Genomic DNA, 18,872 nt, shown 5'->3' on the forward strand with positions numbered 1-18,872 from the left:
GCCGGGGGATGCGGGAATGATAGGGCGGTTGTCCGCATTGGTAGTGAGTATCGCGTTGGCCATGACGCACGGGGCATCGGCCCAGCAAGGCGAACGCTATGTTCCGGGCATCTGGATCGACCCCGATGGGTGCGAACACTGGGTCATGGATGATGGCGCCGAAGGCTTCATGAGCCCGCATCTGCGCCGCAACGGCACGCCCGTATGCCACAAGGTCAGCCGCTGTGCGATTGTGCCCACAGACACGATGTTCGCCACCGGCAGCGCGGCAATTGCGCCCGGTGGCGCAGACAGTCTGCGCAGTTTCTTTGCCGCCAATCCCTCAAATGGCTTCGTGATCGAAGGCCACACCGACAGCCGTGCGTCCGCCGCGTCGAACATGGCGCTCAGCGAACGCCGCGCCCGCGCAGTTGCTCAGGTCGCCCAGCAGGCCGGTGCACGCATTTATTCGGTGCGGGGTTTCGGCGAAAGCCGACCTGTCGCGACCAACACAACCGCCGCCGGAATGGCCGAAAATCGCCGGGTGGAAATCCTGTGCCTGCGCTGAGGAGACCCGCCATGATCCGTGTTGTTGCTCTTGCCGGACTGTGCGTCGCGCTTGCCGGATGCGAAGCCGTCGGCGACGACAAAAGCTTTGACCGGGGCATTGACAGCAAACCGCTCAGCCAGCTTCAGGCAGGCATCTGGATTGACCCCAATGGCTGCGATCACTGGATCATCGACGATGGCGTCGAAGGCTATCTCTCGCCGCGTCTGAACCCGGATGGGACGCCTGTCTGCTCCGGCAATGCAGATGAGCGGAATACCGCGATAGGTGACTTCAAAGGTGGCTCCTCGTTTGGGGACGTATTGTGACGGAAAGGGTGACCGCTTGCACTGCGTGATGGAACTTGACACCCTGTTCTTGACACCCTTGCACCGGAGACCCGCGTGACCACAGACACCTTGTCAGAAGCGCTTGTAGAATTCCCAGATAACCGTTTGCTCATCGACCTTTGCGGCGAATACGACCGCAACCTCACCGAAATCGAGACCCGCCTTGGGGTTCAGATTCTCCGCCGTGGGAATTTGTTGGCCATCCACGGCGAACCCGAGGCGCAGTCTGAAGCGCGCGATGTGCTGATGGCACTCTATCAGCGGCTTGAACAGGGGCGCAGCGTGTCACCAGGCGACATCGACCGCGAATTCCGCATGGCCCCGGACGATGTCGGCCCAGACGCGCAGATCGAAATGTTCGAAGGCGGCCCGGTCGAAATCAAGACCCGCAAGAAACTGGTGGAGCCGCGCACCGAAGCGCAAAAGGCCTATGTCCGGTCGCTCTTCGAACACGAACTGGCCTTTGGCATTGGCCCGGCTGGAACCGGCAAGACCTATCTTGCGGTTGCCGTCGGCGTGAACATGTTCATCACCGGTCAGGTCGACAAGATCATCCTCAGCCGCCCCGCGGTCGAGGCGGGTGAAAAGCTGGGTTATCTGCCGGGCGACATGAAAGACAAGGTCGATCCCTACATGCAGCCGCTTTACGACGCGCTGAACGATTTTCTGCCGGGCAAGCAACTGGCCAAGATGATCGAGGAAAAGGTGATCGAAATCGCGCCTTTGGCCTTCATGCGCGGCCGCACGCTGTCCAATGCCTTTGTCGTTCTCGACGAAGCGCAGAACGCCACTTCCATGCAGATGAAGATGTTCCTGACCCGCCTCGGCGAAGGATCGCGCATGGTGATCACCGGCGACCGCACCCAGATCGACCTGCCGCGCGGTGTCGCCTCGGGGCTTGCGGATGCGGAACGCTTGCTCAAGACGATCCCGAAGATCAGTTTCAACTATTTCACGTCCAAGGACGTGGTGCGACACCCGCTTGTCGCGGCGATCATCGAAGCCTACGAAAAAGACGCGGAAACGCCCTGATCTTCATCTTGCCGAATAAACTCCGGGGGTTCGGGGGCAGAGCCCCCGATGATTAAGCATTGACCACTCTGACCGATATCGTGATCGAAGATCCCCGCTGGGAAGAAGCAGGGCTTGACGCGCTGGCCGAACTTGCTGCGGCCAACACACTGGAATATCTGGATGTTCCCATCGAAGGCTATGAAATTGCGATCCTTGCCTGCGATGATGCGCGAATTGCCGAACTGAACGCCGAATTCCGCGACAAACCGACGCCGACCAATGTACTCAGCTGGCCCAGCTATGATCTCGCGGCGGACGAAGACGGTGCGACACCCCACCCCCTTCCACCCCCCGATCCGATGATGGGCGAAAGCCTTGGTGACATCGCCATCGCCTATGACACCTGCCTGCGCGAGGCCGAGGCTGCGGGCAAAGACATGAGCCATCACGTCACCCATTTGATTGTTCACGGAGTGTTACATCTTCTGGGCTATGATCATGTTCGTGACCGCGATGCCACGCTGATGGAAGGGTTGGAGACGAAGATACTTGGCAAAATGGGTATTGCGGACCCATATAAGGGCTAGTACGGGCCAATTGGCCACCACCGGAACAGGAAAAAATGGGCGACAACGACGACTCGTCTAACGCAGCGCATCGCGCGCACGAGACGACAGATACTCAACCGAGACGTGGGCTGCTATCCCGTCTGCGCAGCTGGTTCGGCGGAACCGCACAGGCGGAGGATACAACGGCACCGCAATCAGTCACTCGGTCATTGTCTCCGATTGATGGCATGATGAACCTGCGGCGCATGCGCGTGGACGATGTGTCCGTGCCGCGTGCCGATATCGTGTCCGTGCCGGACACCATCACCAAAGCCGAGCTTGTGAATGTCTTCCGCGAAAGCGGCCTGACGCGTTTGCCGGTCTATACCGGGACGCTCGACACGCCGATCGGCATGGCGCATCTCAAGGATCTGGCTCTCAAACATGGCTTTAACGGCAAGAGTGCAGATTTCGACCTGAAACAGATGCTCCGCCCCTTGCTCTTCGTGCCGCCATCCATGCCCATTGGCGTGTTGCTGGCCAAGATGCAGACGGAACGGCGGCACATGGCGCTGGTGATCGACGAATATGGCGGTGTCGACGGATTGGTGACCATCGAAGACCTGATCGAACAGGTGATCGGGGAAATCGAGGACGAACACGACCTCGACGAAGGCACGAATTTCTCACGCGAAAAGCCGGGCGTCTATCTCGCTTTCGCCCGCACCCCGCTCGAGGAATTCGAGGCGGAAATCGGTCTCAACCTCACCGATCATGACGACATTGATGGTGAGGAAATCGACACCTTGGGCGGTCTGGTCTTCATGCTGGCCGGTCACGTACCCGCGCGCGGCGAAGTTGTGCCACATCCTGAAGGGCCGGAGTTCGAGGTGATCGACGCCGATCCGCGGCGCATCAAGCGTATGCGCGTGCGCCTCAAGGCGACGGCTGCCGGCGATGCCGCCCGCGCCCGCGAACTTGCCGAGGCTGCAACAGCCGCCGCGCGCTCAGCCTGATCCAATGCTGGTGGCCCGCCGTCTTGGCGCATTCTGTCTTGGCGCGATCTTTGCGCTGGGGCAGGCCCCGTTCGACCTTTGGGCGCTGGCGCTTGTTGCCCTTGTCGGTGTCCTGCGTCTGGTACGGTTGGACACCAGTGCCAGATCCACGGGTTGGACAGGCTGGTTCTTCGGGACCGGATATTTCGCCCTCTCGATGCACTGGATACTTGAGCCGTTTCAGGTGGACGCCGCCACAACAGGCTGGATGGCGCCCTTTGCGCTGGTTGGACTGGCAGCCGGACTGGCGCTGCTCTGGGCCGTTGCATTCTGGGCAGGTCGCCGCCTGCACCCCGGTCCGTTCGGAATCGCGCTTTGCTGGGCGGGGATTGAACTTGCGCGCGCCTATATCCTCACGGGCTTTCCGTGGGGATTGGTGGGATATGTCTGGGCACCGACCCCCGTGGCCCAATGGCATTCCCTCATTGGGCCGCATGGGCTGACTCTGCTGACCCTTTTGCTCGCAGCAGTTGCAGCAGGGGTGACCAAAGCGCGAACCGTCAAATTCGGATTGATCGCTTTGGCCGGGGTCGTCGGATTGTGGGGCGGCGGCTCGGCCATGGCCCCGCCGGTGCAGGACCTGACCGGTCGCCCCATCGTGCGCCTCATCCAGCCAAACGCGCCGCAGCACCAGAAATGGGACCGCGATTTCATCCCCGTATTCTTCAACCGTCAGGTCGATTTCACCGCGCAGCTGCCCAAGCCGGATCTGATCGTATGGCCGGAAACTGCGGTGCCCAACCTGCTCGACAATGCGGGGCCGGCGCTCGAAGTTATTGCAGACGCTGCGGCTGGCACGCCAGTGGTTCTTGGCATTCAGCGTGAAGAAGAAGGGCGCTACTACAATTCGCTGATCACGCTCGATGCCGCTGGGCAGGTGGGTGATCTCTACGACAAGCACCACCTTGTGCCTTTTGGGGAATACATGCCTGCCGCATCGTTCTTTGCGCGGTTCAACATCCTTGGCCTCGCCGCACGTGCCGAAGCGGGATATTCCTCAGGGCCCGGCCCTGCGCTCATCGACCTTGGCGCAACGGGCACTGCATTGCCGCTGATCTGTTACGAGGCGGTTTTCCCGCAGGACGTAAATGGCGCGCCCACGCGTCCGGACATGCTGCTCCAGATCACCAACGATGCCTGGTTCGGCATCAATGCCGGTCCGCAACAGCACCTTGCGCAAGCCCGTCTGCGTGCCATCGAACAGGGCCTGCCGATGATCCGGGTCGCCAATACCGGCATTTCGGCAATGATCGACCCGGCGGGCCGGACTGTTGGCGCGATCCCGCTTGGTCGGGCGGGGTTCCTGGATGTGCCGCTGCCGTCCAAACGCGCGCCGACGCTCTACAGTCGCACGGGTGATTGGTTCGCCTTTGCGGCGCTGATAGTGGCATTTGCGACTTTGCTTGTATGGAAACGCCGCAACCCCATTGACCGCAACGCGCCGGGCGCGTAACCCAAACCATCATTCCCGTCACAACGGCTTCCTGACGTGACGGCAGACCCTAATGGAGCACTTATGTCCCGACAGAATTATATCTTCACCTCGGAATCCGTGTCCGAGGGCCACCCGGATAAGGTCTGCGACCGTATCTCGGACGCGATCCTCGACGCCTTTCTTTCCGAAGAACCCGAAGCGCGGGTCGCCTGCGAAACCTTTGCCACGACCAACCGGGTCGTGATCGGTGGAGAGGTGGGGCTGTCGGACCAGAACCGTCTTGCCACCTATATGGACCGCATTCCCGACATCGCCCGTACCTGTATCAAGGATATCGGCTACGAGCAGGACAAGTTCCACCACGCCACCTGTGAGATCACCAATCTGCTGCACCAGCAATCCGCTCATATCGCGCAGGGCGTGAATGCCAGCGGTAACAAGGACGAAGGTGCAGGCGATCAGGGGATCATGTTCGGCTATGCCACGAATGAAACAGACGCGCTCATGCCCGCGCCGATCCAGTTCAGCCACGCGATCCTGCGTCGTCTGGCCGAGGTGCGCAAATCCGGAGCGGAGCCGCTGCTGCGCCCCGATGCGAAATCGCAGATTTCCGTGCGCTACGAAAACGGTAAGCCGATGGGCGTGACCTCGATCGTTCTGTCGACACAGCACGCCGACGAAAGCCAAAGCTCTGCCGACATCCGCGCGATTGTCGAACCCTATATCCGAGAAGTCCTGCCGGATGGCTGGATCACCGATGCCACCGAATGGTGGGTCAACCCGACCGGCACGTTCGTAATCGGCGGTCCCGATGGCGACGCAGGCCTCACCGGCCGCAAGATCATCGTTGACACCTATGGCGGCGCTGCCCCCCATGGTGGCGGTGCGTTCTCGGGCAAAGATCCGACCAAGGTGGACCGTTCTGCCGCCTATGCGGCGCGCTACCTCGCCAAGAACGTTGTTGCCGCAGGTCTTGCCGAGCGCTGCACAATCCAGCTGTCCTATGCCATCGGCGTGTCCAAACCCTTGTCGATCTATGCTGACACCCATGGCACGGGTGACATCGAGGCAGCTGCCATCGAAGCGGCGATCCCCAAGGTGATGGACCTCACCCCGCGCGGCATCCGCACGCATCTGGAACTGAACAAGCCGATCTATGAACGCACGGCGGCTTATGGTCATTTCGGCCGCGCACCCGAGGCGGATGGTGGGTTCAGCTGGGAACGCACCGATCTGGTGGATGCTCTCAAGGCGTCTGTCTAAGGCATTCGGGCCGGTTGCCATAGCCCGGCCCGATTTCCCTTTCGCGACCAAGGCCTATGTCCCGAGGTGAGTTCACCAACAGGGGCAGGGCATGCTGAAACATCTACTTTTTCTGATCCTGATGCTGCCGGGTGCAGCACTTGCCAATGACTGGGGCGCGCTCGACACCCCCGGTGCCTTTGCCATCATGCGCCACGCGCTGGCCCCCGGCACCGGCGATCCCGCCAATCTGACCGTTGGCGATTGCAGCACCCAACGGAACCTCAGCCAGCAGGGCAGGGATCAGGCCACCCGCATCGGTCAGGCGTTCCGGGATCGCGGCCATGCCTTTGACGTCGTTCTGACCAGCCAGTGGTGCCGCTGCCGCGACACGGCAGAGCTTCTGAACCTTGGCCCGGTGGAAGAGGTGCCCGCCTTCAATTCCTTCTTTCAGGATTTCTCGACCCGCGACAGCCAGACAGCCGAGGCGCTGACCTTTCTGGCGGATCGCTCGGACCGTCCGTTCATCGTCACCCATCAGGTCAACATTCGGGCCCTCACCGGCCAGACCACCCGATCCGGTGAAGTCCTGATCGTCCGCCATGCGGGCGACATGCTCGACGTGCTGGGATCAATCCTGATCGACCCGTAGCCCCGACAAATTCGCAGACCTCCGTTGCGAGTAGCCGACGCAATCGCTAAACCGCGCGCCATGACTGACACCAAACATCCCTCAGGCGCGCCCTGGCGCAACTTTTATGGCCGGTTCAGGGGCAAGACCCTGCGACCGAACCAGAAGGATTACCTCGAACATGACCTTGACGCGCTCAGCCCCGGTGCCGTGTCTTGGGAGGAAAACCCGGAGCGAGAGCCGCTCGATCTGACCGCGATCTTCGGGGACAAGCCGCTCTGGGTCGAGATCGGGTTTGGCGGGGGTGAACACCTTGTGCATCAGGCGCAGACCTATCCGGATGTGGGCATCATCGGGTGCGAGCCGTTCATCAATGGCGTTGCGATGCTGTTGGGCAAGATCCGCGATGCGGGCGTGACCAACCTTCGGGTTCATCCCGGCGATGCGCGCAACCTGTTTGACGTGCTGCCCGCCGGTTCTGTCGAGAAGGCGTTTCTGCTCTACCCCGACCCTTGGCCCAAGAAACGCCACCACCGCCGCCGCTTTGTCACGCAAGAACATTTGGAGCCGCTCTTTCAGGTTCTCAAACCCGGCGCAGAGTTCCGTGTCGCCACGGATATTCCCGATTACGTGCGTCAGACCCTGATCGAAGTGCCCAAAGCCGGGTTCGACTGGCTGGCCGAAGGGCCAAGCGATTGGCGGCACCCGTGGGATGACTGGTATTCGACCCGGTATGAGATGAAAGCACTGCGCGAGGGTCGGATGCCCCACTACCTGACCTTCCGGAAACCGGCATGATGGCCCCGTTTACAGTTGCCATTGATGGTCCTGCTGCCGCCGGCAAAGGCACGATCAGCAGGGCCGTTGCGGCGCATTTCGGCTTGGCACATCTGGACACCGGGCTGCTTTATCGTGCTGTCGGTGCGCGGATGTTGTTGGGCGAAGACCCGATTGCAGCCGCGCAAAGCCTTGTGGCGAGGGATCTGGAAAACCCCGATCTGCGCACTGCTGATGTGGCGCAAGCAGCCTCTAAGGTTGCCGTCATCCCCGAGGTTCGTGCAGCCCTTCTTGATTTTCAGCGCGCCTTTGCGCGCCGCTCCGGTGGGGCGGTTCTGGATGGGCGCGACATCGGTACGGTCATTTGCCCTCAGGCCGAGGTCAAACTCTTTGTCACCGCCAGCGCCGAGGTGCGGGCGCGACGCCGCTTGGCAGAACTGGCCGAACGCGGGTTCGAAACCGATTTCGACACCGTTCTGGCCGATGTCAAAACCCGTGACGACCGCGACATGAACCGCGCCGACGCGCCGCTGAAACCGGCCGAGGATGCGGAAACCATTGACACGTCTGAATTGGATGTGGATGCGGCCATCGCTGCGGCCATCTCGATTGTAGGTGCCCGCAAAGCGGACTGAGTCCACAAAGAAGCGTTCAGCCGTGCCAATCCGAGGTGGCAAATGCGCTCTGGTCTTGCGCTGTATCACACGCTCTGCTATGGCCCGCGCGTCGCTATAAGGCAAACAATGCCGCAGACGAAGATCGAGCAGGGGTCGGCACACACCGGCCCTCTTTGTTTTGCGGACGCCTTGACCAATCCCGTTCGCCGCAAGCGCGGACACCACCCCAGACCGGCGGAGACAACCGCTCGGCCAGAAAAATGATACGTGTAAAGGAAACAGACGCCACATGGCTATGAACGCATCTATGGAAGAATTCGAAGCGCTTTTGAATGAAAGCCTCGAAATGGACACACCGGACGAAGGGTCCGTTGTCAAAGGCAAGGTCATCGCAATCGAAGCGGGCCAGGCCATCATCGACGTCGGCTACAAAATGGAAGGCCGCGTTGATCTCAAGGAATTTGCAAACCCCGGCGAAGCGCCCGACCTGGCTGTCGGCGACGAAGTCGAGGTGTTTCTGCGCTCTGCAGAAAACGCGCGCGGTGAAGCGGTCATCTCCCGCGAAATGGCGCGCCGTGAAGAAGCATGGGATCGCCTTGAAAAGGCCTATGCCGATGACGCGCGCGTCGATGGTGCGATCTTCGGCCGTGTCAAAGGCGGCTTCACTGTCGATCTCGGCGGTGCCGTGGCCTTCCTGCCCGGCAGCCAGGTTGACGTGCGCCCTGTGCGCGACGCTGGCCCGCTCATGGGTCTCAAGCAGCCGTTCCAGATCCTCAAGATGGACCGTCGCCGGGGCAACATCGTTGTGTCGCGCCGCGCGATCCTCGAAGAGTCCCGCGCCGAACAGCGCGCCGAAGTCATCGGCAACCTCACCGAAGGTCAGTCCGTTGATGGTGTGGTCAAGAACATCACCGAATACGGTGCGTTCGTGGACCTTGGCGGCGTAGACGGCCTGCTGCACGTGACCGACATGGCATGGCGCCGTGTGAACCACCCGTCGGAAATCCTCACGATCGGGGAAACCGTCAAGGTTCAGGTCATCAAGATCAACAAAGACACCCACCGCATCAGCCTCGGCATGAAGCAGCTGCAGGAAGATCCGTGGGATCTGGTTGCTGCCAAGTATCCGCTCGAGTCGGTGCACATGGGCCGCGTGACCAACATCACCGATTACGGCGCATTTGTTGAGCTTGAGCCGGGTGTTGAAGGTCTGGTGCACGTGTCTGAAATGTCCTGGACCAAGAAGAACGTCCACCCGGGCAAGATCGTGTCGACCTCGCAGGAAGTCGAAGTCATGGTTCTGGAAATCGACGGTGCCAAGCGCCGCGTGTCCCTGGGCCTCAAGCAGACCATGCGCAACCCGTGGGAAGTGTTTGCAGAAACACACCCCGAGGGCACTGAGGTCGAAGGCGAAGTCAAGAACATCACCGAATTCGGTCTGTTCGTTGGCCTCGACGGCGACATCGACGGCATGGTTCACCTGTCCGACCTGTCGTGGGACGAGCGTGGCGAAGACGCGATCCAGAACTACCGCAAGGGCGACATGGTTCAGGCCGTTGTCACCGAAGTGGATGTCGAGAAAGAGCGTATCTCGCTCTCCGTCAAGGCGCTGGGCGGCGACAAGTTCGCCGAAGCTGTTGGTGGAACCAAGCGTGGTTCGATCATCACTGTTCAAGTGACCGCGATCGAAGATGGCGGGATCGAAGTGGAATATGAAGGCATGAAGTCCTTCATCCGCCGCTCCGACCTCAGCCGTGACCGTGCCGAACAGCGCCCTGAGCGTTTCTCGGTCGGTGACAAGGTCGACGTGCGCGTGACCAACGTGGACAGCAAGACCCGTCGTCTGGGCCTGTCGATCAAGGCACGCGAGATCGCCGAAGAGAAGGAAGCGGTCGAACAGTACGGTTCGTCGGATTCCGGCGCATCGCTGGGCGACATCCTTGGCGCGGCGCTCAAGTCGGGCGACGACAACTGATCCAGCGATCAGTTTTGATTTCGGGAACCCTCGCATCCTTGGATGCGGGGGTTTTCTTTTGCCTTTGCGGAAGGCGGAAGATGCGTCGACGCATCTTCCACGTTCCGTTGACGGAACGTGCCCGCGCCAAGCTCAAAGGTCAGCGCCGCGATGCGTCGACGCATCGCTTGTTTCCGTTGACGGAAACTGGGGGCTCTGCCCCCGTCCGTCGGAGGCGGACTCCCCCGAGGTATTTTTGAAACAGAGAAGGACTGGAGCCTTCAGGCGACCTCGCGCAGACCCAGCATCTCGCGCGCCTGCTGCCATGTGGCGATCGGGCGTTCGTACTTGTCGCAGAGCTCTACTGCCCGTTTGACCAGCGCCGCGTTCGAGGGCGCAAGCGTGTTGCGGTCGAGGCGGATGTTGTCCTCCAGTCCCGTCCGCGCATGGCCGCCCGAGGAAATGGCCCATTCGTTCAAAACGATCTGGTTCGGCCCGATCCCGGCAGCGCACCAGGGCGTGTCTTCGCCGAAGAGCCTCTTGACGGTGTGGATGTAGAAATCGAACACCTCGCGGTCCACCGGCATCGCGTTCTTCACGCCCATGACGAATTGCACATAGGGTGTCGCGGCGATTTCGCCCGCCTCGTACATGGCAGCAGCGCGGAAGATGTGCGACAGGTCAAAGGCCTCAATCTCAGGCTTGATGTCGTAGGTCTTCATCTCGGATGCGAGCCACGCCACAAGATCCGGCGGGTTCTCGTAGACACGGGTCGGAAAGTTGTTCGACCCAACCGACAGCGACGCCATGTCAGGACGCAGCGGCAGCATCCCGCCGCGTGTCTGTCCTGCGCCTGACCGCCCCCCGGTGGACAATTGCACGATCATGCCGGGGCAGTGCTTTTCCACCCCCTCCTTGAGACGCGCGAATTTTTCGGGGTCCGAACTGGGGGTTTCGTCATCATTGCGCACATGGGCATGCATGATCGTGGCACCCGCCTCAAAAGCTTCATGGGTGCTTTCGATCTGCTCTGCAACAGAGGTCGGAACGGCGGGATTGTCGGCCTTGGTGGGCAATGACCCGGTGATGGCAACGCAGATGATACAGGGGGTGGTCATGGGATCAGTATGTCCTTGGAACGTGTTGGCGCGCACTTTGGCAGGAAACGCCGGGGTGTCAAATCTGTTCGCCCGGTCAGGCGTCGCCGCCCAAATCGTCCCAAATCTCGCGCACCCAGCATTGGATCACCTGCGCTTCGTCCCAGCGGTTCGACATCTCGCGCCCGTCCGGTCCGGTCATCGCATATTCCGGCGGGCCAAGCTCACAGACGAAGATGCAGTCCCCCGACGCATTGCGCGCGCGCCAGTCGGCCATGCCCTCGCGCCACCAGCTTTTGAAGAGGTCCACCCATTTCTGGTGCTGCGGGAAATCCAGTTGCAACTGGATCTGCTGGCGGCTGGCCACACGGCCCTGAAAACTGTCCGAGCGTTTCAGGATGCGGGAGATCAGCCCAAGGTCATGCTCTGACAGCGGAAACCAGAATTCCCGGTCCACCACGTAATGCGACAGGTCCGCGCAAATCCGCATCTCGGGGATGCGGTCGAGCAGTTGCAGCGTTGTGTAGAGGTCGTTGGTGATGCAGTTGCGGTGGGTTTCGAACTGGATCGGCATTCGGATGCGATCCGACATCGCCATCCAGGTTTCGATCACCGGGATCATATCGTCCAAGGCAATCGGCATCACCTGACCGATCACATCCACAAACGGCGCGCCGAAATCGACGGCCATGTGCAGCGTGTCCTCAAGGCTTTCAATGGTCTTCGGAAACGCCACGATCAGCGGCGTCAGGCCGTTGGCCTCCATATGCGGGCGTACCGCGTGGGCGACTTCCACATCCGAGGCGCCCAGATCAATCGCCATCCCGTCAAACCCGGCTTCGGCGACCATCTCGCAGACCTGATCAAAGGGCAGCTTCACCCCGGTCTGGTCATGCGGCTGCATCGCCCAAAGCGAGGTGTAGACCTGAAGCCGCCTCACTCCGCAGGCACCCGGCGGGTGCGGCCGCCCGACATGGGCACGATCCAGACCTCGTTCATCGGGTATTGGCTTTCATCCTTGGCCATCAGCTTCTTGACGACTTCTATCTGGAACTCGATCCAGCCCATGCGATGCAACTCGCCAGCCGCACCTTCGATCTTGTCGTTCAGCTCGCGCAGCTTCCAGAAGGGCACGGCGGGAAAGGTGTGATGTGCGGTGTGGTAGGGCATCTGCCAGCAGAGCCAGCGGAAGAAGGCGTTGGTGCGGGTCGAGCGGGTGTTTTCCAGAATGTCGTTCTCGTGGGAAAGGCCCAGATGTTCGATGGTGTTCTGCAACTGGTGCACCGGTTTGGTCAGGACCATGGGCAGAATCCAGAACGACAGAGCGGCCCAGCTTCCTGTCACAAGCGACACCAAAGCAATCCCCACATAAAGCCCAAGATGAATGCGGCTTTCGCGGATGACCTTGGTCTCTTCCTCGGGCCGGATGAACGGTTCCACGATCACACCACGCGCCCGGCGCACGACGCCGAACACCCGGTTGCGCCAATAAGTGATGCCCGACAGCCAAAGCAGGTAGGTGGTCAGCGTGTAGGGTTCGCGGACCAGCTCGCCGTCGCGTTCCCAATCCTGCGTGTATTGGTGATGGGCGAAATGCATAATCTGGTCATAGTCGCGCGGGAAAATCTGGATGAAGCCGATGATCCGGCCAAACACCTCGTTCAGCACCCGCGTCTTGAACACGGTGGCATGGCTCAATTCGTGCTGCGCGGCGTAAAGGAAGTTGATCAGCACCCCCAGCGCGAATCCTGTGACCCAGACCCAACCCGTGCCCATGGCTTGGGCGTGCAGAACGCCGACGATGAGGATCGCGCCCACATGGCTTGCCATCTGGAGCGCGCCTTGCAGGTCAGAGCGCTCTGTCAGGCTCCGAAGTTCCGCCGGTGTCAGCAGTTTGCGGCGCGAAAAACTGGCTTCCATCGGTCCCTCCTGATGACTTTGCGCCAGACTGGCCGGGATTCGGGAAAAAGAAAAGTCCGGTGATGCGGCGGGCCTCTTGCTCTGCTGCGGGGTGCCGGGTTTGCGGGCATCCGCGCAAAAGCGAAGCTTGTGCAACGCCCCATTGTGTGACGGGCGACTTGGCTTCACAATGGCCGCAAAACGCATCATGAGGTGAGCAGACCGATGCAGATAAATCGACGCCTATTCGGGCTGGGGCTTTTTAGCCTTGGCCTTTCTGCGTGTTCGCGTGCCGTCCCGGCGCGTGTGAGCACTCAAGCCCCCACAGGTCTTCCCGCCGATCTGCGCCCCGTGCCGAACGCGGCCTATGACGCGTGGGTTGCGGCGTTCCGGAGCCGGGCTGCAGCGCAGGGGATATCCCAATCCACCTTGGACGCGGCGTTTCGCGGCACCGGCTATTTGCCCGGCGTCGTGACGCGCGACCGCAACCAGACCGAATTCAGCCGCAGTCTCGAAGACTATCTGGCCATCGCGGCCTCGGACGAACGGGTGCAAAAGGGGCGTGCCGCCTTTGCCCGCCACCGAGGCACGCTGAACGCCCTCGAAGGCCGGTATGGTGTCGATGCAAAGATCATCTGTGCGATCTGGGGTCTCGAAAGCTTTTACGGCGAACGGCGCGGAGAGGTGCCGGTGATCTCGGCCACCTCCACGCTGGCCTTCGACGGGCGGCGCGGTCGGTTTTTCGAACAGCAGCTTATCGCTGCGCTGCGGATCATCCAGAACGGCGATATTCCGGCGTCCCGCATGACGGGAAGCTGGGCTGGTGCCATGGGGCACACGCAGTTCATCCCGACATCGTTCCTGCAATTTGCGGTGGACTACACCGGCGACGGGCGGCGCGACATCTGGTCTGACGATCCCAGCGATGCGCTGGCGTCTGCTGCCGCTTACCTGCAACGCAACGGGTGGCAGCGGGGCGTTGGCTGGGGGGCTGAATCCCCCAATGGTTCGCTTCAGCCGCAACCGGGCGGGCCGCGCTTTGCCACCACGGCGAATTTCCGGGTGATCAAGCGCTACAACAACTCTGACGCCTACGCGATTGGGGTCGGCCACCTGTCTGACCGGATTGGTGGTGCTGGCCCGCTGCGCACGCCGTTCCCGCCGGATGCCAATGGGTTGACCAAATCGGACCGGATCGCTCTGCAACAGCGCCTGACCGCGCGTGGGTTTGATACCCAGGGCGCGGACGGGGTGATCGGGGCCAACACTGAAACCGCGATCCGCGCCTATCAGGCCAGCCGTGGATTGCCGGTCACTGGCACGCCATCCCAAGCCTTGCTGCAAAGCCTGCGCTAGTTCGGTGTTCCGGCTGTTCAGATGGCTGCGCACGACAATCGTGCTGATGTGGCTCTGCGGCGCATTGCTGGTCAGTACCGTGGCTTTGGGCCTGCAAGCCCTGACCCTGTCAGCGCAGGTTGCCACAGTCACGGCCAGCGCGTCTGCGGCGGCAGTGCAGCATCGCAAGGCTCTGGCCAAGGCCGTTGCAAAAGCCAAGGCCAAGGCGCGGTTGCGCCGTATGCTTGTGGCTATTCCCGTGGTCGGTGCAGGGGCGGCTGTCGCCTTCGAGGCGCAGGATTACCGCGATTGGCAGGCCGACAATCCCGAAGGCAGTTTTGCCGACTATTCCTGTGAGGTGACCGCCCTCAGCGCCGAAGTTGTGGACGAGGTGTTGCAGGACTTGCCTGAGGGCATGCGCCCATCGCGTGACATGCTGTTGAACCAACTGCCTGAATGTGCGCCAGAGTCCTGATTTCGCAAATTCAATTTTGCCCAAATGAAATGCGTTCTTCTGATGAATGCCCATTTATTGTGCGATACGTTTCGGCATGGGCTGCTTTCTGCAGGGCATCACGCCAGTTTTGATGCACGTCCACGAAATGCATTGGAACTCCGTCGCGACGGATTGTTAGCGTTTCGGCAGAATGACTCATTTGACCGCCCTCACCACCTTGCCGCCGCGATCCCATGGCAAGCTGCACATCGCCGCCAAACTGCGGACAGATGGGGTGTCGGCGCTTGCCGATCTGCACCAGACCGGGTCTGCCAAGATCCTGATGACCCCGGCGCGGGATGCGGTCGAAGGCGTGATCCTGAATACCTCCGGTGGGCTGACAGGGGGCGACACCCTGTCCATCGCAGCAACCGCACAAACGGGTGCGCGGTTGCGCCTGACCACTCAGGCCGCCGAACGGGTGTATCGCACCGCCGACGACACCACCGCGCGGGTGCGCAACATCGTGACGGTCGAGGCCGGTGGACGCGTTGATTGGTTGCCGCAGGAAACCATCCTGTTTCAGAACGGCGCGCTGCGTCGGTCCCTGACCATCAAGATGGCCTCTGATGCGCGCGTTCTCGTGGTGGAACCTGTGATCTTTGGCCGTCTTGCGATGGGTGAAGTGGTCACACAAGCCCGCTTTGCCGACAGCCTGACGCTCGAACGCGACGGGGATTTGGTGTTCCGCGATGCAAGCACGCTGAACGGCGACATCACCGGACTCCTCGACAAACCTGCTTTGGGCGGTGGCGCCCGCGCGATGGCGCTCATGGTCTTTGCCGCCCCCGAGGCCGAGGCGCATCTTGACCCGATCCGTGCGATGCTGCCGCCGACCGCAGGCGTGTCGCTGGTGCAGAACGGTGTGCTTGTTCTGCGGGCCTTGGCCAAAGACGGTTACGACCTGCGCCGCACCCTCATTCCTGTTCTTGATCGGCTGAGCGGTGACGCCCTGCCGCGATCCTGGAGACTTTGACGTATGAACCTGACCCCCCGTGAAAAAGACAAGCTGCTGGTCGCCATGGCGGCCATCGTGGCCCGCAAACGCCTCGAACGCGGTGTAAAGCTGAACCATCCCGAAGCCATTGCGCTGATCACCGACGCGGTGGTCGAAGGCGCGCGCGACGGGCGCAGCGTGGCCGACATGATGCAGGCCGGTGCGCGGGTGATCACGCGGGATCAGTGCATGGAAGGCGTGCCCGAGATGATCCACGAGGTGCAGGTGGAAGCGACGTTTCCGGACGGCACCAAACTGGTGACGGTGCACAACCCGATCCGTTGAATGTGCGTATTTGAAAAGAGAAGAAGCGAAAGGGTTTCGAGATGAAAAACGGTCTTGCTTTGGCAGTTGCGTCTATGGTTTGGGCGACTTCCGCACTGGCCCATCCCGGCGCGCATGTGCACCCGCATGATGGCGCACATTGGCTGGCGCTGGTCAGCGCTCTGGGTCTGATCGCGGTCGCCGGCGGTTTGGCCTTCGGCAAAATCCGGAATCGCAAATGATCCCCGGTGAGCTGTTTCCGGCGGAAGGGTCGCTGACCCTGAACCCCGACCGCCCGGCGATCACGCTGATGGTGGCCAACACGGGCGACCGTCCGGTGCAGGTGGGCAGCCATTACCATTTCGCAGAAACCAACCCCGCGCTCGACTTTGATCGGGACGCAGCCCGCGGCCACCGGCTCGACATTGCGCCGGGCACCGCCGTGCGGTTTGAACCGGGCCAGCGCCGCGAGGTGCAATTGATCCCGCTCTCCGGCGCGCGCCGGGTCGTCGGCTTCAACCAACAGGTCATGGGAGACCTCTGATGCCACGCATCGTCACCCCGATGGATTACTGGGCCAACGCCATGCAAATGGGCTGGGTCATGGCCGAAGCGCAGGGCGTTATCGCCATGCGGGTGATGGGGGCATTGGGCTTTTGGTCGGTCCCGAAGACCGAGAACAGCCGGATGCTCAATGAAAAGGTCTTTGCCTTTGTCAAAGGCTCGACCGATGCGTCGCTCGCCGCGATGACCGGCAAAAGCCCGGACGTGGTCGCCGCACTGGCGATCAAACCGATCCGGCAGGCAACGCGTGCCAATCACAAACGCCTGACGAAACGTGGATTGAAGAGGGCCTGATATGCCAGCACAGATCAAACGCGCCGATTACGCCGCCATGTTCGGCCCCACCGTGGGCGACAAGCTGCGGCTGGCCGATACCGACCTGATCATCGAGGTCGAGCGCGACCTGACCGCCGAGGCCGTTGGCGCGGCAACAGCCGGGGGCAGCGGCGCAAATGCGTTGGTCTACGGCGAAGAGGTCAAGTTCGGCGGCGGCAAGGTGATCCGCGACGGGATGGGCCAGTCGCAGGTCACCCGCGCCGAAGGGGCTGTGGATACGGTCATCACCAACGCGCTGATCGTGGACTATACCGGCATCTACAAGGCCGATGTGGGCCTGCGCGATGGGCGCATCTACAAGATCGGCAAGGCGGGCAACCCGGACACTCAGCCGGGCGTGAACATCATCGTCGGACCGGGCACCGAGGCCATCGCGGGTGAGGGCCGAATCCTGACCGCAGGCGGGTTCGACAGCCACATCCACTATATCTGCCCGCAGCAGATCGAGGACGCGTTGCATTCCGGCCTAACGACCATGCTGGGCGGCGGCACCGGGCCCGCGCATGGTACCTTGGCCACCACCTGCACGCCGGGCCCGTGGCATATCGGACGGATGATGCAGGCGGCGGATGCGTTCCCGATGAACCTCGCCTTCGCCGGCAAGGGCAATGCCTCTCTGCCTGCCGCCTTGGAAGAGCAGGTCAAGGCGGGTGCCTGTGCTTTGAAACTGCACGAGGATTGGGGCACCACCCCCGGTGCCATCGACTGCTGCCTCTCTGTGGCCGACGCGATGGATGTGCAGGTGATGATCCACACCGACACGCTCAACGAAAGCGGCTTTGTCGAGCACACCGTCAAAGCCATGAAGGGTCGCACGATCCACGCCTTCCACACCGAAGGGGCGGGCGGCGGCCACGCGCCGGACATCATCAAGATCTGCGGCGAGGAGCATGTGCTCCCATCCTCGACCAACCCGACGCGGCCTTTCACGGTGAACACGCTGGAAGAGCATCTCGACATGCTCATGGTCTGTCACCACCTCGACAAGTCGATCCCCGAAGACATCGCCTTCGCCGAAAGTCGCATCCGGCGCGAGACCATCGCGGCCGAAGATATCCTGCACGACATGGGCGCGTTTTCGATCATCGCGTCTGACAGTCAGGCAATGGGCCGTGTGGGCGAGGTGATCATTCGCACCTGGCAGACCGCCGACAAGATGAAGAAGCAGCGCGGCAAGCTGGCCGAGGAAACCGGTGACAACGACAACATGCGTGTGCGCCGATACGTGGCGAAATACACCATCAACCCGGCCATCGCGCATGGCATCAGCCGCGAGATCGGCAGCATCGAGGAAGGCAAGCGCGCCGATCTGGTGCTGTGGCATCCGGCCTTCTTTGGCGTGAAGCCCGAGATGGTATTGATCGGCGGTACAATTGCCTGTGCGCAGATGGGCGACCCCAACGCGTCGATCCCGACGCCGCAGCCGGTCTACACGCGGCCCATGTGGGGCGCCTATGGGCGCAGCGTTGAAAACTCTGCCGTGATCTTCGTGTCCGAGGCCGCGCAGGCCGATGGTATTGCCGAGAAGCTGGGGATCGCAAAAAAGACGCTCGCAGTGCAGAACACGCGCGGGATCGGCAAGTCGGATCTCAAGCTGAACACCGCTACGCCCAAGGTGGAGGTGAACCCCGAAACCTACGAGGTGCGGGCGGATGGGGAGTTGCTGGTGTGTGAACCGGCAGAGGTTCTACCGATGGCACAGCGCTATTTCCTGTTTTGATAAGCGCCTTCCAAA

General features: G+C 61.7%; 22 protein-coding genes and 1 riboswitch. Of the genes, 19 read left to right on the plus strand and 3 right to left on the minus strand.

Translation table 11 applies throughout. The annotated features are described in order from the left end of the window. Positions 1 to 61: 61 nt before the first annotated feature. The 11 genes from ACMVPR_RS21240 (at position 62) to rpsA (ending at position 10,170) form a co-directional block, all read left to right on the plus strand. Positions 62 to 547, plus strand: a complete 486-nt coding sequence (locus tag ACMVPR_RS21240; protein ID WP_416884485.1) for an OmpA family protein — start codon at positions 62 to 64, stop codon at positions 545 to 547. Positions 548 to 558: 11 nt separating this feature from the next. Then, positions 559 to 855, plus strand: coding sequence for a hypothetical protein (locus ACMVPR_RS21245; RefSeq protein ID WP_416884486.1), 297 nt, complete (start codon positions 559 to 561; stop codon positions 853 to 855). Between the two features lie 75 nt (positions 856 to 930). After that, positions 931 to 1,908 carry a PhoH family protein gene (locus ACMVPR_RS21250; protein ID WP_416884487.1) on the plus strand — a complete coding sequence of 326 codons (978 nt, stop codon included), beginning with the start codon at positions 931 to 933 and terminating at the stop codon, positions 1,906 to 1,908. 59 nt (positions 1,909 to 1,967) lie between these two features. Beyond that, positions 1,968 to 2,477 (plus strand): rRNA maturation RNase YbeY, encoded by a 510-nt coding sequence (gene ybeY, locus ACMVPR_RS21255; RefSeq protein ID WP_416884488.1) that lies wholly within the window; start codon positions 1,968 to 1,970, stop codon positions 2,475 to 2,477. Positions 2,478 to 2,686: 209 nt separating this feature from the next. Next, the gene (locus tag ACMVPR_RS21260; protein WP_416884489.1) at positions 2,687 to 3,454 is read left to right on the plus strand and encodes a hemolysin family protein; all 768 of its coding nucleotides are present in this window, start codon (positions 2,687 to 2,689) and stop codon (positions 3,452 to 3,454) included. Further along, positions 3,396 to 4,946, plus strand: coding sequence for an apolipoprotein N-acyltransferase (gene lnt, locus ACMVPR_RS21265; RefSeq protein WP_416884490.1), 1,551 nt, complete (start codon positions 3,396 to 3,398; stop codon positions 4,944 to 4,946). Before ACMVPR_RS21260 ends, lnt begins: the two co-directional genes overlap by 59 nt. Positions 4,947 to 4,958: 12 nt before the next feature. Next, positions 4,959 to 5,006: riboswitch (SAM-SAH riboswitch) on the plus strand. Positions 5,007 to 5,009: 3 nt separating this feature from the next. Further along, positions 5,010 to 6,191: a methionine adenosyltransferase gene (metK, locus tag ACMVPR_RS21270; RefSeq protein ID WP_416884491.1), complete on the plus strand. Its 1,182-nt coding sequence runs from the start codon at positions 5,010 to 5,012 to the stop codon at positions 6,189 to 6,191. 91 nt (positions 6,192 to 6,282) lie between these two features. After that, positions 6,283 to 6,822 (plus strand): histidine phosphatase family protein, encoded by a 540-nt coding sequence (locus tag ACMVPR_RS21275; RefSeq protein WP_416884492.1) that lies wholly within the window; start codon positions 6,283 to 6,285, stop codon positions 6,820 to 6,822. Positions 6,823 to 6,882: 60 nt separating this feature from the next. Beyond that, positions 6,883 to 7,599, plus strand: coding sequence for a tRNA (guanine(46)-N(7))-methyltransferase TrmB (trmB, locus tag ACMVPR_RS21280; RefSeq protein ID WP_292264419.1), 717 nt, complete (start codon positions 6,883 to 6,885; stop codon positions 7,597 to 7,599). Beyond that, positions 7,596 to 8,213 carry a (d)CMP kinase gene (locus ACMVPR_RS21285; RefSeq protein WP_416884493.1) on the plus strand — a complete coding sequence of 206 codons (618 nt, stop codon included), beginning with the start codon at positions 7,596 to 7,598 and terminating at the stop codon, positions 8,211 to 8,213. Before trmB ends, ACMVPR_RS21285 begins: the two co-directional genes overlap by 4 nt. A gap of 271 nt (positions 8,214 to 8,484) precedes the next feature. After that, positions 8,485 to 10,170: a 30S ribosomal protein S1 gene (gene rpsA, locus ACMVPR_RS21290; protein ID WP_416884494.1), complete on the plus strand. Its 1,686-nt coding sequence runs from the start codon at positions 8,485 to 8,487 to the stop codon at positions 10,168 to 10,170. A gap of 260 nt (positions 10,171 to 10,430) precedes the next feature. On the opposite strand, the gene ACMVPR_RS21295 is transcribed toward rpsA, so the two are convergent. The 3 genes from ACMVPR_RS21295 to ACMVPR_RS21305 form a co-directional block, all read right to left on the minus strand. Then, positions 10,431 to 11,267 (minus strand): 3-keto-5-aminohexanoate cleavage protein, encoded by an 837-nt coding sequence (locus ACMVPR_RS21295; RefSeq protein WP_416884495.1) that lies wholly within the window; start codon positions 11,265 to 11,267, stop codon positions 10,431 to 10,433. Positions 11,268 to 11,343: 76 nt separating this feature from the next. Beyond that, on the minus strand, positions 11,344 to 12,186 hold the full coding sequence (locus tag ACMVPR_RS21300; RefSeq protein ID WP_416884496.1) for a sugar phosphate isomerase/epimerase family protein: 843 nt from the start codon (positions 12,184 to 12,186) through the stop codon (positions 11,344 to 11,346). Beyond that, positions 12,183 to 13,166, minus strand: a complete 984-nt coding sequence (locus ACMVPR_RS21305) for a fatty acid desaturase (RefSeq protein WP_416884497.1) — start codon at positions 13,164 to 13,166, stop codon at positions 12,183 to 12,185. The genes ACMVPR_RS21300 and ACMVPR_RS21305 overlap by 4 nt, the downstream gene beginning before the upstream one ends. A gap of 204 nt (positions 13,167 to 13,370) precedes the next feature. Here ACMVPR_RS21305 and ACMVPR_RS21310 point away from each other — a divergent pair, with 204 nt between their 5' ends. The 8 genes from ACMVPR_RS21310 (at position 13,371) to ureC (ending at position 18,857) form a co-directional block, all read left to right on the plus strand. Then, positions 13,371 to 14,501, plus strand: coding sequence for a lytic murein transglycosylase (locus ACMVPR_RS21310; RefSeq protein ID WP_416884498.1), 1,131 nt, complete (start codon positions 13,371 to 13,373; stop codon positions 14,499 to 14,501). Between the two features lie 4 nt (positions 14,502 to 14,505). Then, entirely contained in the window at positions 14,506 to 14,955 is a 450-nt protein-coding gene (locus ACMVPR_RS21315) for a hypothetical protein (RefSeq protein WP_416884499.1), read from the plus strand. Between the two features lie 181 nt (positions 14,956 to 15,136). Further along, entirely contained in the window at positions 15,137 to 15,952 is an 816-nt protein-coding gene (locus tag ACMVPR_RS21320; protein WP_416884500.1) for an urease accessory protein UreD, read from the plus strand. 3 nt (positions 15,953 to 15,955) lie between these two features. Then, positions 15,956 to 16,258 (plus strand): urease subunit gamma, encoded by a 303-nt coding sequence (locus ACMVPR_RS21325; RefSeq protein ID WP_416884501.1) that lies wholly within the window; start codon positions 15,956 to 15,958, stop codon positions 16,256 to 16,258. 41 nt (positions 16,259 to 16,299) lie between these two features. Then, on the plus strand, positions 16,300 to 16,479 hold the full coding sequence (locus ACMVPR_RS21330; protein WP_300586266.1) for a hypothetical protein: 180 nt from the start codon (positions 16,300 to 16,302) through the stop codon (positions 16,477 to 16,479). After that, the gene (locus ACMVPR_RS21335) at positions 16,476 to 16,781 is read left to right on the plus strand and encodes an urease subunit beta (RefSeq protein ID WP_292266957.1); all 306 of its coding nucleotides are present in this window, start codon (positions 16,476 to 16,478) and stop codon (positions 16,779 to 16,781) included. The genes ACMVPR_RS21330 and ACMVPR_RS21335 overlap by 4 nt, the downstream gene beginning before the upstream one ends. Further along, positions 16,781 to 17,095 carry an antifreeze protein gene (locus tag ACMVPR_RS21340; RefSeq protein WP_292266954.1) on the plus strand — a complete coding sequence of 105 codons (315 nt, stop codon included), beginning with the start codon at positions 16,781 to 16,783 and terminating at the stop codon, positions 17,093 to 17,095. Before ACMVPR_RS21335 ends, ACMVPR_RS21340 begins: the two co-directional genes overlap by 1 nt. A 1-nt stretch (position 17,096) precedes the next feature. Further along, complete coding sequence (gene ureC, locus ACMVPR_RS21345) at positions 17,097 to 18,857, plus strand: urease subunit alpha (RefSeq protein ID WP_416884502.1); 1,761 nt, start codon at positions 17,097 to 17,099, stop codon at positions 18,855 to 18,857. Positions 18,858 to 18,872 lie beyond the last annotated feature (15 nt).

Origin of the sequence: Marivita sp. (genome assembly GCF_048006345.1) — a bacterium.
Lineage (GTDB): Bacteria > Pseudomonadota > Alphaproteobacteria > Rhodobacterales > Rhodobacteraceae > Marivita.